Here is a 16,704-nt window from a genome sequence, read left to right on the forward strand (position 1 = left end):
TGGCTTAAATAGTATTTGTTTATGCATGAACCATCGTTTTTATCGCTTAAAAGGTTCATTTCATAAGCAGGCCTTCACAATCTAATCCCTTGCTCTTTTGATTGAATATAATAGACCTCTCCGCACTCTGATTGATCATAAGAAACGTCAAATTGATGAAGGTCGATTAGTCCCCATGAAAGTATGAGGCAGCTTACAATTCTGCTCTAACTCCTCCACCTTGTGCGGAAAGTAACTGTCGTATGAATTTGGTGTATAAACATATACAGCGTCTAAACAGGGTCATGTTCGTGAATACAAATCCAAGTTTGGTATGGCTTTTCAAAGCCTTCTAGCTGTTTTAGCAGCCTATAATATAAAGCGATATGAGCTTTGATATGCTCTCTTCTTATTTTTAAGCTATTTCCCCCGACTCCAAAAAAATCAAGGTGCGTATGCCAAAAATAAAACCATGAATCACGATCAAGTTTTAAGTCACAAGTATTTACTTCCTCCCACATATGACTTGAAGTATCTTTTCTTTCCGCGAAATTTTTTCAAAACATATCCCCCGTCAGCTAAAATGCCTTTTAATGAAGAATGTTGATCGCTATCTTTCTTGTGACTTTTGATCACAAACAAGACCTTCGCTCAACACAAAAAGCCCGTTCTTACGTATAAGCAGCGGACTTTTATTTTGGATATATGGTACCTTTCTCACTGACCATGATTGAGACCGGGATGTCGTGCGTTTCAGCCGGAATATGCTCAGTTTGCTGTACTGTCAAGCAAAGGGCAAGCGTTTCGCCGTGATAGTCAGCTAAGTAGCGGTCATAATAGCCGCCCCCATATCCGATACGGTAGCCTTGTCGATCGAAGCACACACCAGGCACAATGATCAAATCGATTGATTCTTTAGATGCAGCAGCCGACGCCAGAGGGTCTGGCTCTATTAGCCCAAAGTAACGGGATATCATTTTCGTTTCCGGTGTATATTCATAAAACGTCATCTCTTTTGTTTCCGGAAAACAGGTGGGTACACATACTGTTTTCCCCTCCTGCCATGCTTTTTCAATTAGAGGCATTGTTGGTACCTCTTTTCCTCTAGACATGGTGAGTGCAATCGTATCCGCTTGTTTCCATGCTGACAGTTGAAACAAGTGCTCATGAAGTAAAGCGGTGCTTCGCTTGAATTCCTCGGCACTCATCTGGTCCAGCTTGGCTAATGTTTGAAGACGAAGCTCTTTTTTCACACAGATCATCTCCCATCATAAAAAAACAGCAGGAAAATTCCCTGCTGCTTACTTTGTTTCACGATGTAAAGTTTGTTTTTTATCACGTGAGCAATACTTTTTGAATTCAACGCGATCTGGATTGTTTCGCTTATTCTTTTTAGTAATATAGTTACGCTCACCGCATTCAGTGCAAGCTAGAGTAATATTTACGCGCATGTTTTTCCCTCCAAACTAAAATCAATTCACATTCAGACCTAACTATAATACCACTTCTAGCTTAGGAATGCTAGAATGTTTTTTCACCAATTTGAATTTCAGTCAATCCCGTCCGCGTTCTGATCCATATCACAAGGTCATTTCATGAAAAATGGCCTGCTCCCCTATAAAACCTCAATCTTTGTCGTACTGTATACATGAGGAACCCTCTTTTATTTTGACAGCGAGCAAGATTTTCATACTCGTTTTTCATATAAAAAGAAAAAAGATGAAAAAAAGGTGATTTTTTCAGCAATTCCTTTTGAAACTAGCTTTTTTATGGTATAAAAAAGAAGGGTCAAAAACTGTCTGAAACAATCATGAAAGCCTTTTATGGCTTTCAGCATTAAAATATGAATAAAAGGTGATGAAACATGGAAATTGCAATTATCGGATTGCTTGTTGTCAGTATCGTACTGATCGCATTCTCATATTTTCAAAGAGAGCCGATTAAAGAAGTCGAGCAGGAACTTGAAACACTTCAACTATCTGCAATGCAAGAAATCTATAAACTGAAAAAGAAAATGAAGGTTCTTGAAGAAGAATTGCTTGAAACAAACATTGTCGTCCGCAAACATTCAGAAATTGATCCATCTATCGCAAGACAAATCATTTCAAAGCATCAAAACGGCATGTCTCCTGAGGCCATTGCGCGCGCTGAGCATGTATCTGTAGATGAGGTCAACATGATCATTAAAGACAACGAGAAGGTGCTTGTATGACGAAAAAAAGCATCCAAACGTTTGCGGCAGGTATGATTCTTGCAACTGGTGTTCTGGCGATCGTTTTTTTCCTCACTGGAAAAGATGAAGCGGCGGCTGATACAACCACAAAAGAAACGCTCGCAGCGAAAGTAACAGACACTGATGTGAAAAACTATTTAGACTCTAAAAAAGAAGTCTCCGTCAGCCGTGAAACATATCAGCAGCTTCTTGATTATAAAGAAAAAGCACTGAAGGCAAATGAAGACGGCGATTCTAAAAATGATAAAGAAACATCAGACAAGCCTAAAGGCAAATCGGTCAAATTTGTTATTAAAAACGGGATGAGCACAAGTGATGTTTCAGACATGCTTGAAAAGGACGGAATCATCAACTCGTCTAAAGATTTTAATGATTACGTGATTGACGCCGGCTACCATAAAGAAATTCGTGCAGGCAAGTTCAATTTAAAAACAGGGATGACGTTTAAACAAATCGTCAAAGCCTTAACAAAATAACAACAAAAACCCCCTGGCGGCGCTGACCTCCAGGGGGTTTTTGTTATCCAAATCGACCAGATATATAATCATTTGTTCTTTGATCATTTGGCTCAGAGAACATCACATTCGTATCATTGACCTCAACAAGCTCTCCCATTAAAAAGAAGGCTGTTCTATCTGATACCCTCGCCGCTTGCTGCATGTTATGCGTCACAATGGCAATCGTGTATTTCTCTTTTAATTTCATAATCAATTCTTCAATCTTTAATGTTGAGACAGGATCAAGCGCTGATGTTGGTTCATCCATTAGTAAAATATCTGGGCTTGTGGCAATAGCTCTTGCGATACAAAGACGCTGCTGCTGACCGCCGGAAAGACCTAATGCAGGCGCACTTAAACGATCTTTCACTTCATCCCAAAGGGCAACATCACGAAGCGCTTTTTCAGCGATTTCTTTCAATTGCTGCTTGCTCTTCACGCCATGAATTCTTGGTCCGTAGACGACATTATCAAAGATTGACTGAGGGAATGGGTTCCCTTTTTGAAAGACCATCCCGACGTTTTTACGCAGTTCCACTAGATCAACGCGGCCTTTTAAAATATTGTCGCCGTTATACATCATATCTCCAGTGATTTTCACACCTGGCACTGTTTTGACCATAAGATTTAAGGTCTTGATAAACGTTGACTTCCCGCAGCCGGACGGACCGATAATTGCTGTGACTTCATGCTCTCTAATGTCTAAATCAATATGCTTCAGTGCGTGATGCTGTCCGTACCAAAGGTTCATATCATTCACACGAAACACTTCTTTTTTGGCTGTTTCAGTAGCTATTGCATTCATCAAAATCCACCCGCCTTATCCAAATCGACCATTGATATAGTCTTCTGTTTTTTGCTGCGCAGGACGTGTAAAGATACGTTCAGTGGCATCATATTCTACTAGATCACCGTTCAGGAAAAAAGCTGTATGATCAGATACACGCAACGCTTGCTGCATGTTGTGTGTCACAATGACGATCGAATAATCATTTTTCAACTCTGATAATAACTCTTCAATTTTTGCATTTGAAATCGGGTCTAGGGCAGAAGCGGGTTCATCTAATAAAAGAACGCTGGGCTTCATCGCAAGTGTACGCGCAATACAAAGGCGCTGCTGCTGACCACCGGATAATGACAAAGCCGAGCGGTGCAGACGATCTTTGACCTCATCCCAAAGCGCTGCTTTTGTTAAGCTTTCCTCTACCGCATCATCAAGCACTGATTTTCTTTTTTCCCCCGCATACTTTAACGCATGGGTAATGTTATTGTAGATCGATTTAGGAAATGGGTTTGGTTTTTGGAAAACCATGCCGATTTCTCTTCGTAAATTCACCACATTAATGCGGTCATCCAAAATATTGAGCCCTTCGTACATGATCGCCCCTTCACTTCTCGCACCTGGGATCAAGTCGTTCATGCGGTTAATGCTGCGTAAAAAGGTTGATTTCCCGCAGCCAGATGGGCCGATTAATGCGGTAATTGCGTTCTTCTCAATTTCAAATGAAATGTGATTGACTGCTCTTTTTTCACCATAATAAATGCTTAAATCCTGCACCTGTAAAATCTGTTCCGCTTGAAGTGGAGCCTTTTTTGCTGCAATCTCTTTTTTTTCTGCTAGCATTTGAACCATATCCCCTTCACACCTCTCTCACATTATTTTGACGTAAGCTTTTTATGAATAAATGAACCAAGCCATCTAGCTGCTAAGTTGAATACTAAAACTGAAAGCACAAGTACGGCTGATGCACCATTTGCAATGGCCTCTGCATCTGGAATGATTCCTTGTGTATTGACGTTCCATATATGAACGGCTAATGTTTCTGCCGGTCTAAAAACATTCAGCGGTGACGTATCAGAAAATGGACTCCAGTTTGTAAAATCAAGACGCGGTGTGGTGAGGCCTGCTGTGAAAAGAAGCGCTGCTGCCTCCCCGAAGACTCTTCCTGATGCTAAAATCGCACCGGTAATAATAGAAGGAATCGCTCCTGGAATCAGGACCGTCTTCACTGTATGCCATTTCGTCACACCAAGCGCTAGTGATGCTTCCTTTTGATCCTTCGGTACAGAGCGAAGCGCGTCTTCTGTCACCCTCACCATCACTGGCAGGTTAAACACCGTGAGCGCAAGAGCTCCTCCGATGATCGTATAGCCCCAGCCTGTTAAATTGACAAACATGAGTAAACCAAACATACCAATGACAATAGAAGGAAGTGAAGACAGCACTTCAATACATGTGCGAATAAAATCAGTGACTTTGTTTTGAGGCGCATATTCAGCCATGTACACTCCGCCGCCGACACCAAGTGGTACTGTGATCAGCATTGTAATAAACAAAATGTAAAACGAGTTAAACAGCTGATCCCTAATACCGCCGCCAGAGCCAATTGCACTTGAGCGGGTTGTCAAAAAGTCGAAATTTAATTCTTTTGCACCGTTGAAGATGATATAAGAAAACAAACCAACTAGGATCGCCGTAATAATGGCAGCACATAATCCAAAAACAAACGTGGCAAAACGATCGGTCATTTTGCTATTCATTAAATCTTCCTCCTAGACGACAAGTATCTGATAATGAGTATGAACATAAACGATACAACTAGAAGGACAAGCCCCATTGACCAAAGTGTATTGTTTTCAACACTTCCATACGTTGTGTGACCCATGTTTAACGTAATAATGGTTGTTAATGTACCAGCTGTATCCATAATGCTCTCTGGTAAATTACGCGTGTTTCCAATGACCATCTGAACGGCAAGGGCTTCTCCAAATGCTCTTGCCATCCCAAGAACGACTGCTGTCATTAATGTTGGAAGAGCTGCCGGTACAAGTACACGTCTAATCGTTTGCCATCTTGTAGCGCCAAGTGCATACGATCCCTCACGTAAGCTTTTTGGAAGGGAAGCCATAGCATCAGTTGCAATGGATGTAACGGTTGGCAGAATCATAATAGACAGGACAATCGTTCCTGCTAACACGCTATGCCCTGAGCCGCTTGACTTGAAATGTCCGATAAACGGCACCAATACTGTAAGACCTATGAATCCGTAAACAACGGATGGAATCCCTACAAGCAATTCAATGACTGGCTGGAGAATTTTCCGGCCCCATGCAGGTGCAATTTCTGTCATAAAGATCGCTCCTGCGATGCCTAGCGGCGCTGCAATAAGTGCCGATAGAAGCGTGACGGCGATCGATCCAAAAATAAAAGGAAATGCGCCGTACTCCGGGTTTTCTGCTGTTGGGTTCCAATTGATACTGGTTAAGAACTCAATTGGGCTTACACCATTTACGATGAAAGATTGTAAACCCTTAATGCCAAGGAAGATGGTGATGGCGATGGATACTGCAATCATTAAGAATGCGCAGAATTTCACCAAAATACTTCCTCTTACTTCATCCATTTGCCTATTTTTCTTCGAGCTGATCAGCCGATCGCTCGCTTCTGTATGTTCTATCTGCTTCATCTTTTTCTACACTCCTATGAATGTCATAAAAGGAAAAGTGAAATGCTCCACTTTTCCTTCATCAGCAATTCAAGACCTCTTACTTATCTGATTGTTTGCCTGTTGCGTCTCTTTCTACTTTCATATTAGAGACTGAGATGTAGCCTTGGTCTTTGACGATTTCTTTTTGTACTTCGTCACTCATAAGGTAATCTAAGAATTGTTTTGTTAGACCTTCCGGCTCACCTTTTGTATAAGAGTGCTCGTATGCCCAAATTGTATATTTACCGCTTTCTACATTGCTTTCTTCTGGTTTCACACCATCAATGCTGAGCGGTGTAATTTTGTCATCTGTTAAATAAGAGAATGCTAGGTATCCAATCGCACCTGGTGTTTCTGCAATCAGCTTTTTCACTGTGTTTGAAGAATCTTCTGTGATTCCTTCTGCAGGTGTTGCACCATCAAGTGCATATTTCACAAATGTGGCACGAGTTCCTGAAGAATCAGGTCTGTTGACAAGCGTGATTTTTTGGTCTTTCCCGCCAAGCTCTTTCCAGTTTTTGATTTTACCAGTGAAGATTTTTTTCAATTCGTCCTTTGTGATGTCTTTGACACCCACTTCAGGGTTTACAGCTGCGGCCATTCCAACAACTGCTACTTTGTGGTCTTTTAAAGCTTTTGCGTCGATTCCGTCTTTCTCTTCAGCGAATACATCTGAGTTCCCAATTTGCACAGATCCTTCTGAAACTTGAGAAAGTCCTGTTCCTGAACCGCCGGCTTGTACTTGAATATCGGCTTTTGGATGTTTATCCATGAATTTTTCTGCTGCCGCAAGAACTAAAGGCTGCATCGCAGATGATCCTGAGATGGTAATGGAACCTGATGCCTCATCTTTGTTTGAAGCATTTCCTTTACTGTCTTTTGAATCTCCGCTTGAGCTGCTGTTTCCGCATGCTGTGACGAATGCTAACAATGCGATAGTAAGGAAAGTAAGCAGCCATAATTTGTTCTTTTTCATTTCAAGAATACCCCCTGAATAATTTGTCCTACGAGTAATACATTAAAGGTTCTTTATTAATTTCGTTTAAATGGAATGTTAAGGTTTTGTAAATGTCGAAGTTTTGTAGAGAAATTGCGGCGTTTTTATGAATTTTGTCAATTTATATCGAAATTTTTGAAGAAAACGTAAAAAAACGCCCACAAAAAGTGAGCGTTTTTACCTATGAAAGGTCTAGTTATTTGTTTCTGCTTCATTTTCAATTTTGTTTTTGTTTTTCGCCTGTGTATCATTGCTTTCCTGTTTTGATTTCAGTTCAAAGTACTTATCTAATACTTGTTCACCAATATCATTTGTAATTGGATAGCGCTGGTTGTAGTCTTGATACACCCATGGCACGACAACGGAAATGGCCACTTCTGGATTGTCAGCAGGCGCATACGCAACAAGAGTTGTGTTATACGTCGGTGTACCGCGCTTGCTTTTAATTGGACCGTCATAGAATGATTGAGCGGTTCCTGTTTTGCCAGCTGGATTATACTTTTTGTTGCCAAAGTTTGAATAGGCTGTCCCTCTTGGGTTCTGCATCACAAGCTTGAAGCCTTGCTGGACACGCTTGATTTCATCACTTGTCATGTCTAGCTTATTCAATACATCCGGTTTGACGGATTCCGTTACAGCTCCAATGCCTCGCTGCGGATCTGGCTCTCTCACTTCTTTAACAAGCTGCGGACGTAAACGGTACCCGCCATTTGCAATGGTTGAAACGTATTGCGCCATTTGCAGCGGTGTAAACGTATCATACTGTCCAATCGCATAGTCAAGTAAGAGCCCCGATTGTGTAGACGTTCCTCTGTAGCCCGTTGCTTCGTTTGGCAGGTCAATACCTGTTTTGACGCCAAGACCAAATTTACTGAAATTGTAGCGGAACGTATCAAATGCTTTCGGATCAATTGGGAGCGCCTGATTCTTACGATATTCGCTTTTCCCAATGGCGATTGCGGTTTTGAACATATATACGTTTGATGAACGCTCTAGTGCTGTTAAATCATTAATGAGTCCCATATTTTGATAGGATTTCTTTGGCGGCGACTGGGCGATATAGAGAGGTTCATCGTATTGGGTACTTCCAATATGAATAGCACCTGTTTTATATCCAGTCAGTACAGTGGCCCCTTTTACGGCTGATCCCATCGCATATGAGGATGTCATTGTTCCTAATGCGTAGTCATCGAATTTGTATTTTCCGTTTTTGTTTGAAATCTGCTTACCCGCAACAGAGAGAACCTCTCCATTTCTCGGGTCCATCATGACAACAAATGCGCGGTCAAGAAGCTCAGTTCCCCCTCTTTGTTTCGCACTTCTCAAGTTCTTTTCAATAATTTTTTCAACCGCTTTTTGCAGCTGAATATCAATTGTAAGCACAAGGTCTTTCCCGCTCTTACCTTCTGTTAACACTTTAGAGCTTGTGACATTGCCCTGTTTATCAGTTGTACTCTGTTCTTTTTCCTTTTGGCCCTGCAGGACATCTTCATATTGATATTCGAGATAGCTTTTTCCTACACGGTCATTTCGGCTGTAGCCGAGTGATAGATAATGCTCAAGAAGTGACTGCGGAAGACCTTCATCACTCGAAGACACACTGCCGAGCATACTGCGGAGCAGTCCTTTATACGGATAGCTGCGTGACCAGTCTGTCGTCACATCAACACCTGGCAGCTCGTCCAAATGCTCAGAGACGTAAGCAATTTCGCTTGGCTTTACATCTTCATTTTTAATAAATTGAGGTGTAAGTGCATAGCCTCCATCCATCTGCCTTTTAATGGCAAGCACTTGTAAATCTTTTTTCGTCAGTTGATTTAATTCCTTGTCTGTGATGCGTTTTAGCTGAAGCTCATATAGTTTATCATCAGAGACCTTATCGTCACCCTTTAATTCTGATTCTTTTTGAACAAGCTTTTTCGCTTCATTCGGATGCGTTAAGATCCAGAAATCTTTTTTGTCACGATCTGTGATTTTTTTCGTACTCACATGAATCATATCCGCTAATTTTGATGCCACTTTGAGCCGCTCTTCTTGTGAAGTCGTCGAGGTTCTCGTATATGTAATGGCATTCAGCGCTTTATTGCTGACAATCGTATTGTAGTTTCGATCATAAATTTTTCCGCGCGGAGCAGATGAGCTGACATTCACATCCTCTTGTTTTTCTGCCTGCTTTTTATAATCTTCTCCATTGACAATTTGCACAAACCCGAGTCTAACGACAACGCCGGTAAAAATAATAAAGGCAGCTAAAAATAATAAATTCAGCCGGATCGGAAGTGTTTTGCGCCCTTCCTTCGCGTCTTTTTTGTTTTTCTTGTTTCTCATCACATCACCTTTTCTATCAAGAAAGAAATGGCACCCCTTTTTGTGTATAAAAGGTGCCATCATCATTTTAGCGGTTTTTCTATCATTTATCTAGAAATTTGATGTTCCATTGGTAAGAAATTTTACCTTTCTCCCTTAATAAGGTTCGTTTGAGAAACTGGCTTTTGACCGTCAGCCTCTTTCATATCAGCTGTTTTTTCTTTCAAATGAATATCTTTTACAAAGTAATAAATGAGGGTGTGCCCCGCTCCGAGCACAACAAGTGATGCAGGGATTCCGAGCTCATCACCTAGTAAGGTGACAGACAGCAGGAACAAAACAATCGAACAAATACGGCCGGCATTTAAAAATAGCTCTCTGACCACAATATATTCAATTCGGGCCTTTCTGGCGTACCTTGCATGGCCGATGACATCATATGTTAAGGATACATAAGGAACAAGCAGGAGCGGATATCCTATTGCAATGGCTACCGCATACATCAGAAGTGATACATAGGACAAGTGGAAAACGATTAAAAACAAGGCGCCGTATAAAATCAGCCCGCCAAGCATGATGGCCTTCTTCCGCCACTTTTTCTTAATCAAACGTGTAGCGAAGAAATAAGTAAAAAAGGCAACACCTGAATTCACTAAACCAAACGTCCCGAGAGCAAGCTCACTGTTTGTTGCAATAAACACAAAGACACTGATTAAGAAGACAAAGACCCCTTCACGAAGCCCTTGAAAAAAGTGAGCTGTTGTAATCCTACGCCAATTCTCATCTGCATGACGTTCTTTCCAAATTTGTTTGATCATAAATTTGCCTTTTGACTGCCTTCTTTTGAGGAAAAAGCTCATCACAACCGCTAGTGAAAACAAAAAGAGCGATAATGTGAAAATGACGGTGTAGCCTGTATCATCCGTTAACTGAGAAATGACAATTCCCGCAATGAGCGGACCGATCATGCCGGCAGTTGAGGAAAGCACCCCAAGAAATCCATTAAAGAAATCTCTTGTTTCAGGCTCAGTGATCTCAAAGGTGAGTACGTTAAAAGCAAGCCAGTAAAAACCATAGCCGATCCCAAGGACACTTCCCAATAAAACTAGCCGTGCGGCCGCTTGTTCTCCTGCCATTAAGACAATTAAATAAAAAGCGGCTAAAAAGATGACACCGAAACGAAGGACAAACGCCCGGTCTATTTTTTTTGCGAGCCGGCCAGCGAATAAAAATGTAATGGGCTGAAGCACCACAATGGCCAAATTATAAATCGCAAGATCTGTGAATTTCCCGGACTGTTTCCATAAGTACACATTTACAAACGTATTCGAAAGCGCAATGGCAAGTGCGTATAACCCGCCAATCGTGAGGAGGAGCAATAAATCTTTTGTAACATCCATGTCCCCGAACATTTTCTTTAATCTGCTCATACCATTCATTCTCCTTTTCTACACAATAGTCTGTCTCATCAAAAGGCAGATATGTAAAAAAAGGAGGGAAAATATAAAAAGACCTGCTTCTCTAAAGAGCAGGTCTTTTCAAATCAAATGATTTATTTAGCTTCGCTGTAAAGGCGAGCTACTTCATCCCAGTTCACAACATTCCAGAATGCTGAAATGTAATCAGGACGACGGTTTTGGTAGTTTAGGTAGTAAGCATGCTCCCAAACGTCTAGTCCTAGAATTGGCGTTTTTCCTTCAGTTAAAGGAGAATCTTGGTTTGGCGTGCTTGTGATTTCAAGTTTTCCGTTGTTCACAACAAGCCATGCCCAACCAGAACCAAAGCGTCCTGCAGCTGCTGCAGCGAAATCAGATTTGAATTTTTCAAATCCGCCTAATTCTTTTTCGATTGCATCTGCAAGTTCACCAGTTGGTGCGCCGCCACCGTTTGGTGAAAGAAGCGTCCAGAATAATGAGTGGTTCGCATGTCCTCCGCCATTGTTACGTACAGCTGTACGAATGTTTTCAGGCACTGAGTTTAAGTTAGCCACTAGCTCTTCAATTGATTGATCTTCAAGAGCTGATACACCTTCGATTGCTTTGTTTAAGTTTGTTACGTATGTGTTGTGGTGTTTAGTGTGGTGAATCGTCATTGTTTCCTTGTCGATATGTGGTTCTAATGCATCGTAAGCATATGGTAATTCTGGAAGTTTAAAAGCCATGGTTAAATTCCTCCTTAAAATGTATGTACTGAAATGCTTCCTTTGTAAGTCAGCAATTCACCCTACTCAAAGAGTATCAAAAGAAACAGCTTGTTTCAACGTTATTGCTCATGTTCTGAAACATTTCAGTGTTTATTTTGTATTTAGCCCTTTTGAAAAAGTTTTAAACACCCTTTTTCAACTTAGCGAAGGACATAAAATAAAAAGATGCCAAGCATCAGCGCTTGAATCAATCCTTTTGCAAAAACACCTGATACAAATCCAATTAATGAGCCTAATCCGACTTTCACACTCGTCTTCAGATCTTTTTGATGAACAAGGAGCTCTGCAACGACACTCCCGAGAAATGGACCAATAATAATTCCTGCAATGGGTATCACAAAAGGACCAGCTAATAACCCAATGGTGCTTCCCCAAATAGCTGCCTTGCTGCCGCCAAAGCGCTTTACCCCAATCAGGTTTGAGACATAATCTGCCGCAAATAAGACGGCAGTAAACATGGCTTGAATAAGCCAGAACGTCAGTGTAAGCGGCTCGAAGCTAAAGAAGAAACCATATAGAATAAATCCGAGAACCATAAAGACTACACTCGGGATAATTGGATAAACCAGTCCAACAAACGCAATGATAAATGCACAGCCAATCAGTATCCAATACAAAATGTCCAAGACCCTGCCGCCTCCTTTTATATGCTGTATACATTATGCCTCATTCCTTCTATCTTAACCAGTGATAAAGGCCATACTTGTACTTGATGGATAGACATTGATACAATATGAGAAATAGAAAAGAATGTAGGAAGTGAATGGGTATTGAACGTATTTAATCTATTGTTAAAAGGAATTTATTCACCAAAAGATATTGCTAAAGCACGCTTTACAGGGATCGGTAAAGCAATTTTATTCATTTTTATCCTTTCAATCATCGCAGCAGTTCCTCAGGGCTATCATATGAGCCAAGAGATCTCGAATGCGATGTCAGGATTTCAGCATGTGATCAAAAAAGATTTACCCGACTTTTCAATTGAAAAAGGAAAACTTCAAGCGGATCAAAGTGCACCAATAGAAAAAGAAGAAAACGGCATCACGATCATCTTTGATCCTGCTGAAAAAATAAAAGCAAGTGAGCTTGAATCAAAGCAAACGGCCATCGCTTTATTAAAGGAAAAAGCAGTGATTGCCATTGATGGGCAAATGACAGATATCCCCTACCAGCTTCTTGGCGGAACGCTGACAAAAGATGAACTCGCCCGCGTCACAAATCAGAACCAAGCGATTATCATCCCTGTGATCTGTGTACTGCTATATCTATCAACTGCGGCTCTCATGTTTATCAGCGCAACATTCCTTGCGATGCTTGGTACATTTATTAAACGAATGCAGCAAAAAGAGCTGTCCTTCCAAATGCTTTGGAAGCTCTCCGCTTATTCACTCACATTAACAACGGTCTTTTTCGCCATTATGAGTGCATTAAACACGCCTGTTGCAAACTCATTTTTATTAAATTGGGTCATTAACTTTATCTTTTTATATCTTGTTGTTAAAGAAATTCCTGCAAAAAAAAGCAAATGATCCACCCAACAAGGATTTGTCTACACAATGAAAGCTCCCCCGTCTTGGAGGAGCTTTTTATGTATGTTCATGCTAGGACTCATCTGGATGGATGATCGCAAACAAATAGTGATCCTCCCATATTCCATTAATCTTTACTTTTTTACGATTTAGTCCCTCATGTTCAAAACCTGTCTTTTCAAGTACACGAATGGAACCCTTATTACTCGGCTTTACTCCAGCCTCAATACGATGGAGATTCAACTCAAAAAAGGCATAGTCAATGATTAAGCGAATGGCTTCTGTCATATATCCATTTCCGCCCTGCCTTTGATCGAGTACATACCCGAGCCAAGCTCCTTCTATCGGACCTCTTACGACAGAACTTAATGAGATCGTCCCAATTAAAGCATCGGTTTCATTTAAGAAAATACCGTGCATGTAAGATTCATCTTGTACACTTCTTTGCCTACTCCGCTGAATTCGCTCAATTTGGCGAGTTAACGTGAAGAAATCATCTTTGACCAAAGGTGTAAATTCCTGAAAATATGAGCGGTTCTCAAGCTCTAATGTTAACAGTGATTCTGCATCATTTTCTGTTAGTGTTCTCACATATATATGCTGACTAACCTTCTTCATAAAATCCCCCCATTATTATTTTATCATACTGGCCATATGAGGTTGCTCTCCTATTTACTACACCAACGACCCAAGAAGTTTTTATTACAAGACATACTAGGACTAACTAGAACCATCCTTTCCAGCTTTTCTCCTCTTTTTGGTTCTATCATTTCAGGACATGCATAGACTGAAGTAAACTCTTAAAAGCGGTGAGTAAAATGCGGCGAATTCTTTTTTTACTAATCAGTTTGTTTGTCCTCTTTATTATCTTTTTTGATTTGAAAAATGGAACCATTCCTGTTGAGGAAAACCCAGCCGTTCCAGCAAGTGCCCTTCAAACAGCTGAGAAAAAGACATATAAGAACGTCACTGTAAAACAAGGTGAAACGGTCCTCTCCATCGTACATACAAGCAAGCCGCTTGATGACGTCATTAAAGATTTCGAGGAGCTGAATCAAGGTGTGAAAGCGAACGAAATCAGGGCAGGCAGCACATATAAGTTTCCTGTCTACAAGAGATAAAACGTTAATTCCTTGTCATTCATACAAAGAGACTGTTACAATATGAACTGTAAAACACGACGTACACGGCAAAGGATTGCTTGTACACTAAGGAGCGATTGACAAGTGAGTGAAGTCACACATCGTACTAAAACGCGTCCCGTCAAAGTGGGACCTTTAACTATAGGTGGAAATAATGAGGTTGTCATTCAAAGTATGGCAACAACCAAAACACATGATGTCGAAGCGACAGTCGCTGAAATTAAACGTTTAGAAGAGGCAGGCTGTCAAATCGTGCGTGTCGCATGTCCAGATGAGCGTGCAGCAAATGCAATTGCGGACATTAAAAAGCAAATTAACATCCCGCTTGTTGTGGATATTCATTTTGACTATAAGCTTGCCCTGAAAGCGATTGAAGCAGGCGCAGACAAAATCCGAATCAATCCAGGAAACATCGGAAGAAGAGAAAAAGTCGAAGCGGTTGTCAAAGCAGCAAAAGAAAAAGGCATTCCAATCCGTATTGGCGTAAACGCTGGTTCATTAGAGAAAAAAATTCTTGATAAATACGGCTACCCAACAGCAGATGGTATGGTCGAAAGTGCACTGCATCACATTAAAATTTTAGAAGACCTAGACTTTCATGACATCATCGTCAGTATGAAAGCATCTGATGTAAACCTTGCAATTGAAGCATACGAAAAAGCCGCTAAAGCCTTTGATTATCCTCTTCACCTTGGGATTACAGAATCAGGTACGTTATTTGCAGGTACAGTCAAAAGTGCAGCTGGACTTGGCGCTATTTTGAATATGGGAATTGGGAACACACTCCGCATTTCATTAAGTGCTGACCCAGTTGAAGAAGTAAAAGTAGCACGTGAATTGTTGAAATCATTTGGTCTTGCATCAAATGCAGCAACACTGATCTCCTGCCCAACTTGTGGACGAATTGAAATTGACCTCATCAGCATTGCAAATGAAGTCGAAGAATATATTTCTAAAATCAAAGCACCGATTAAAGTAGCAGTTCTCGGCTGCGCTGTTAACGGTCCAGGTGAAGCACGTGAAGCGGACATCGGAATCGCAGGCGCTAGAGGCGAAGGCTTATTGTTCCGTAAAGGTGAAATTGTTCGTAAAGTACCGGAAGAAACAATGGTCGAAGAACTGAAAAAAGAAATTGATAAAATCGCTGAAGAACATTATGCGAAAATGGAAGCTGAAAAAGAAAAACAAGCGAATGCCTAACAAAAAACGCCTGACTGTGACGTCAGGCGTTTTTCTGTTCTTGTTAAAAGAACGGGGTGATAAATATGCCTAGGATGACGGAAACAATTCCGATCCCAATTGACCACGCGCCAAGCGCATGTGCTCCTTTTCTTCGTGCAATATAACCAACGACGATTGCCGCTACCCCTAATAGCACCGGCAAGACAAATAATGAGATAATCGCAATCGCGAGTGCTGTATAGCCTATCCCTTTACTGCCTGAATTGTCACCTGCATGGTCACGTCCTCGTCTATCTTCTCGATCTCTTGAAGCTTGATATGGCTCTGCAATTTCAGCAGCTGTTTCCTCTAAATAGCCATCATCATTACTAAAGTGTGTGTCGATTTCACGATCATTTCTTCTGAAATCCTCGTCTCTTTCCATGATCAATTCCCCCTTTTGGTTAATAGAAAGGAGCTTTTTTAGTATGAGCAAAAATGTCTGTTTCATGATTGCTAAAACTTGCTGGAATTGTGAATTGATTATGTTACACTTTAAGAGTATAAAAATGAGGAGTGTGGGCATGTTACGTTTAGGAATTGATATTGATGGTACAGTGACGGCGCAGGACACCTTTGTTCCCTACTTAAATGAGTCGTTCCAATGTGCCATGACACTAGAAGATATGACAGAGTATGATTTGACGAAGCTTTTAAAGATTTCTCAAGAAGAATTTTGGGGCTGGATGGATCAGCACGAGCCTCTTATTTATAAACAGGCAGAGCCTGCTGAGGGTGCAAAAGAGATCCTCGAACAAATGAAGCAGCAGCACAGATTGATTTATATTACCGCAAGAAGGCAGCAGCATTCGGATATCACCTACAAGTGGTTTCAAGAACATGACGTACACTATGATGCTATTGAGCTGGTTGGCGGTCATCATAAGCTGGAAGCCGTTCAAAAGCACAAAATTGATGTATTTTTTGAAGACCATCATGGCAATGCCACAATGATTGCAAAAGAAGCTGACATCCCGGTTATCCTTTTTAACTCCCCTTATAATCAAATGCCCGTTGACGACAGGATTATTCGCGTGAACAACTGGCAGGAAGCGTCTCAATGGATCAAACAATACGAACAGCGTCTGCAAACTGCTTATTAATGTAA

At 41.1% G+C, this 16,704-nt stretch carries 19 protein-coding genes; 6 read left to right on the forward strand and 13 right to left on the reverse strand.

The features are described from left to right. Positions 1-671 precede the first annotated feature (671 nt). Positions 672-1,232, reverse strand: coding sequence for a 5-formyltetrahydrofolate cyclo-ligase (locus MHB69_RS11390; RefSeq protein WP_034280180.1), 561 nt, complete (start codon positions 1,230-1,232; stop codon positions 672-674). Between the two features lie 48 nt (positions 1,233-1,280). After that, a complete protein-coding gene (rpmG, locus tag MHB69_RS11395) occupies positions 1,281-1,430 on the reverse strand; it encodes a 50S ribosomal protein L33 (protein WP_008360061.1) in 150 nt (49 codons plus the stop codon). 413 nt (positions 1,431-1,843) lie between these two features. Between rpmG and MHB69_RS11400 the strand changes: the two genes are divergently transcribed. Beyond that, positions 1,844-2,191, forward strand: coding sequence for a hypothetical protein (locus tag MHB69_RS11400; protein ID WP_024422989.1), 348 nt, complete (start codon positions 1,844-1,846; stop codon positions 2,189-2,191). Further along, positions 2,188-2,688 carry an endolytic transglycosylase MltG gene (locus MHB69_RS11405; RefSeq protein WP_024422990.1) on the forward strand — a complete coding sequence of 167 codons (501 nt, stop codon included), beginning with the start codon at positions 2,188-2,190 and terminating at the stop codon, positions 2,686-2,688. Before MHB69_RS11400 ends, MHB69_RS11405 begins: the two co-directional genes overlap by 4 nt. A 43-nt stretch (positions 2,689-2,731) precedes the next feature. On the opposite strand, the gene pstB (MHB69_RS11410) is transcribed toward MHB69_RS11405, so the two are convergent. The 9 genes from pstB (MHB69_RS11410) to MHB69_RS11450 all read right to left on the reverse strand — a co-directional run bounded on the left by pstB (MHB69_RS11410) (position 2,732) and on the right by MHB69_RS11450 (position 12,330). Then, positions 2,732-3,514, reverse strand: coding sequence for a phosphate ABC transporter ATP-binding protein PstB (pstB, locus tag MHB69_RS11410; RefSeq protein WP_034280173.1), 783 nt, complete (start codon positions 3,512-3,514; stop codon positions 2,732-2,734). A gap of 15 nt (positions 3,515-3,529) precedes the next feature. Beyond that, complete coding sequence (gene pstB / locus MHB69_RS11415) at positions 3,530-4,333, reverse strand: phosphate ABC transporter ATP-binding protein PstB (RefSeq protein WP_170825867.1); 804 nt, start codon at positions 4,331-4,333, stop codon at positions 3,530-3,532. Positions 4,334-4,365: 32 nt separating this feature from the next. After that, positions 4,366-5,250: a phosphate ABC transporter permease PstA gene (gene pstA / locus MHB69_RS11420; RefSeq protein ID WP_046311778.1), complete on the reverse strand. Its 885-nt coding sequence runs from the start codon at positions 5,248-5,250 to the stop codon at positions 4,366-4,368. Continuing rightward, entirely contained in the window at positions 5,250-6,176 is a 927-nt protein-coding gene (pstC, locus tag MHB69_RS11425) for a phosphate ABC transporter permease subunit PstC (RefSeq protein WP_024422994.1), read from the reverse strand. Before pstC ends, pstA begins: the two co-directional genes overlap by 1 nt. 79 nt (positions 6,177-6,255) lie before the next feature. Next, complete coding sequence (locus MHB69_RS11430) at positions 6,256-7,173, reverse strand: phosphate ABC transporter substrate-binding protein (RefSeq protein WP_046311780.1); 918 nt, start codon at positions 7,171-7,173, stop codon at positions 6,256-6,258. 213 nt (positions 7,174-7,386) lie between these two features. Next, entirely contained in the window at positions 7,387-9,522 is a 2,136-nt protein-coding gene (locus MHB69_RS11435) for a penicillin-binding protein 2 (RefSeq protein ID WP_024427976.1), read from the reverse strand. Between the two features lie 122 nt (positions 9,523-9,644). Continuing rightward, positions 9,645-10,931: an MFS transporter gene (locus MHB69_RS11440; protein ID WP_034280166.1), complete on the reverse strand. Its 1,287-nt coding sequence runs from the start codon at positions 10,929-10,931 to the stop codon at positions 9,645-9,647. 122 nt (positions 10,932-11,053) lie between these two features. Next, a complete protein-coding gene (gene sodA / locus MHB69_RS11445; RefSeq protein ID WP_007501264.1) occupies positions 11,054-11,662 on the reverse strand; it encodes a superoxide dismutase SodA in 609 nt (202 codons plus the stop codon). Positions 11,663-11,844: 182 nt separating this feature from the next. Then, complete coding sequence (locus tag MHB69_RS11450; RefSeq protein WP_041117991.1) at positions 11,845-12,330, reverse strand: DUF456 domain-containing protein; 486 nt, start codon at positions 12,328-12,330, stop codon at positions 11,845-11,847. 144 nt (positions 12,331-12,474) lie between these two features. Between MHB69_RS11450 and MHB69_RS11455 the strand changes: the two genes are divergently transcribed. Beyond that, positions 12,475-13,233 (forward strand): DUF1189 domain-containing protein, encoded by a 759-nt coding sequence (locus MHB69_RS11455; RefSeq protein ID WP_041117993.1) that lies wholly within the window; start codon positions 12,475-12,477, stop codon positions 13,231-13,233. A 72-nt stretch (positions 13,234-13,305) separates the two neighbouring features. Here the strand turns inward: MHB69_RS11455 and MHB69_RS11460 are convergent, their stop codons facing one another. Continuing rightward, positions 13,306-13,851 carry a GNAT family protein gene (locus MHB69_RS11460; RefSeq protein WP_342495572.1) on the reverse strand — a complete coding sequence of 182 codons (546 nt, stop codon included), beginning with the start codon at positions 13,849-13,851 and terminating at the stop codon, positions 13,306-13,308. A 200-nt stretch (positions 13,852-14,051) separates the two neighbouring features. Between MHB69_RS11460 and MHB69_RS11465 the strand changes: the two genes are divergently transcribed. Together MHB69_RS11465 and ispG are read left to right on the forward strand one after the other, a co-directional pair. Beyond that, positions 14,052-14,354: a hypothetical protein gene (locus MHB69_RS11465; RefSeq protein WP_039180007.1), complete on the forward strand. Its 303-nt coding sequence runs from the start codon at positions 14,052-14,054 to the stop codon at positions 14,352-14,354. A 105-nt stretch (positions 14,355-14,459) separates the two neighbouring features. After that, entirely contained in the window at positions 14,460-15,575 is a 1,116-nt protein-coding gene (ispG, locus tag MHB69_RS11470; protein WP_024423001.1) for a flavodoxin-dependent (E)-4-hydroxy-3-methylbut-2-enyl-diphosphate synthase, read from the forward strand. Between the two features lie 43 nt (positions 15,576-15,618). Here the strand turns inward: ispG and MHB69_RS11475 are convergent, their stop codons facing one another. Then, a complete protein-coding gene (locus MHB69_RS11475) occupies positions 15,619-15,981 on the reverse strand; it encodes a DUF308 domain-containing protein (RefSeq protein ID WP_342495573.1) in 363 nt (120 codons plus the stop codon). 139 nt (positions 15,982-16,120) lie between these two features. Between MHB69_RS11475 and MHB69_RS11480 the strand changes: the two genes are divergently transcribed. Continuing rightward, complete coding sequence (locus MHB69_RS11480; RefSeq protein WP_327827634.1) at positions 16,121-16,699, forward strand: hypothetical protein; 579 nt, start codon at positions 16,121-16,123, stop codon at positions 16,697-16,699. Positions 16,700-16,704 lie beyond the last annotated feature (5 nt).

The sequence above is a fragment of the Bacillus sp. FSL K6-0994 genome, from assembly GCF_038630815.1.
Taxonomy (GTDB): Bacteria; Bacillota; Bacilli; order Bacillales; family Bacillaceae; genus Bacillus; species Bacillus safensis.

Bases quoted from the DNA above. Each gene is read 5' to 3' on its own strand.
- MHB69_RS11480 (WP_327827634.1), top strand. From the start codon at position 16,121: ATGTTACGTTTAGGAATTGATATTGATGGTACAGTGACGGCGCAGGAC.
- MHB69_RS11465 (WP_039180007.1), top strand. From the start codon at position 14,052: ATGCGGCGAATTCTTTTTTTACTAATCAGTTTGTTTGTCCTCTTTATT.
- MHB69_RS11400 (WP_024422989.1), top strand. From the start codon at position 1,844: ATGGAAATTGCAATTATCGGATTGCTTGTTGTCAGTATCGTACTGATC.
- pstB (WP_170825867.1), bottom strand. From the start codon at position 4,333: ATGCTAGCAGAAAAAAAAGAGATTGCAGCAAAAAAGGCTCCACTTCAA.
- MHB69_RS11405 (WP_024422990.1), top strand. From the start codon at position 2,188: ATGACGAAAAAAAGCATCCAAACGTTTGCGGCAGGTATGATTCTTGCA.
- MHB69_RS11475 (WP_342495573.1), bottom strand. From the start codon at position 15,981: ATGGAAAGAGACGAGGATTTCAGAAGAAATGATCGTGAAATCGACACA.
- MHB69_RS11435 (WP_024427976.1), bottom strand. From the start codon at position 9,522: ATGAGAAACAAGAAAAACAAAAAAGACGCGAAGGAAGGGCGCAAAACA.
- sodA (WP_007501264.1), bottom strand. From the start codon at position 11,662: ATGGCTTTTAAACTTCCAGAATTACCATATGCTTACGATGCATTAGAA.
- pstC (WP_024422994.1), bottom strand. From the start codon at position 6,176: ATGAAGCAGATAGAACATACAGAAGCGAGCGATCGGCTGATCAGCTCG.
- MHB69_RS11460 (WP_342495572.1), bottom strand. From the start codon at position 13,851: ATGAAGAAGGTTAGTCAGCATATATATGTGAGAACACTAACAGAAAAT.
- MHB69_RS11440 (WP_034280166.1), bottom strand. From the start codon at position 10,931: ATGAGCAGATTAAAGAAAATGTTCGGGGACATGGATGTTACAAAAGAT.
- pstA (WP_046311778.1), bottom strand. From the start codon at position 5,250: ATGAATAGCAAAATGACCGATCGTTTTGCCACGTTTGTTTTTGGATTA.
- pstB (WP_034280173.1), bottom strand. From the start codon at position 3,514: ATGAATGCAATAGCTACTGAAACAGCCAAAAAAGAAGTGTTTCGTGTG.
- MHB69_RS11430 (WP_046311780.1), bottom strand. From the start codon at position 7,173: ATGAAAAAGAACAAATTATGGCTGCTTACTTTCCTTACTATCGCATTG.
- rpmG (WP_008360061.1), bottom strand. From the start codon at position 1,430: ATGCGCGTAAATATTACTCTAGCTTGCACTGAATGCGGTGAGCGTAAC.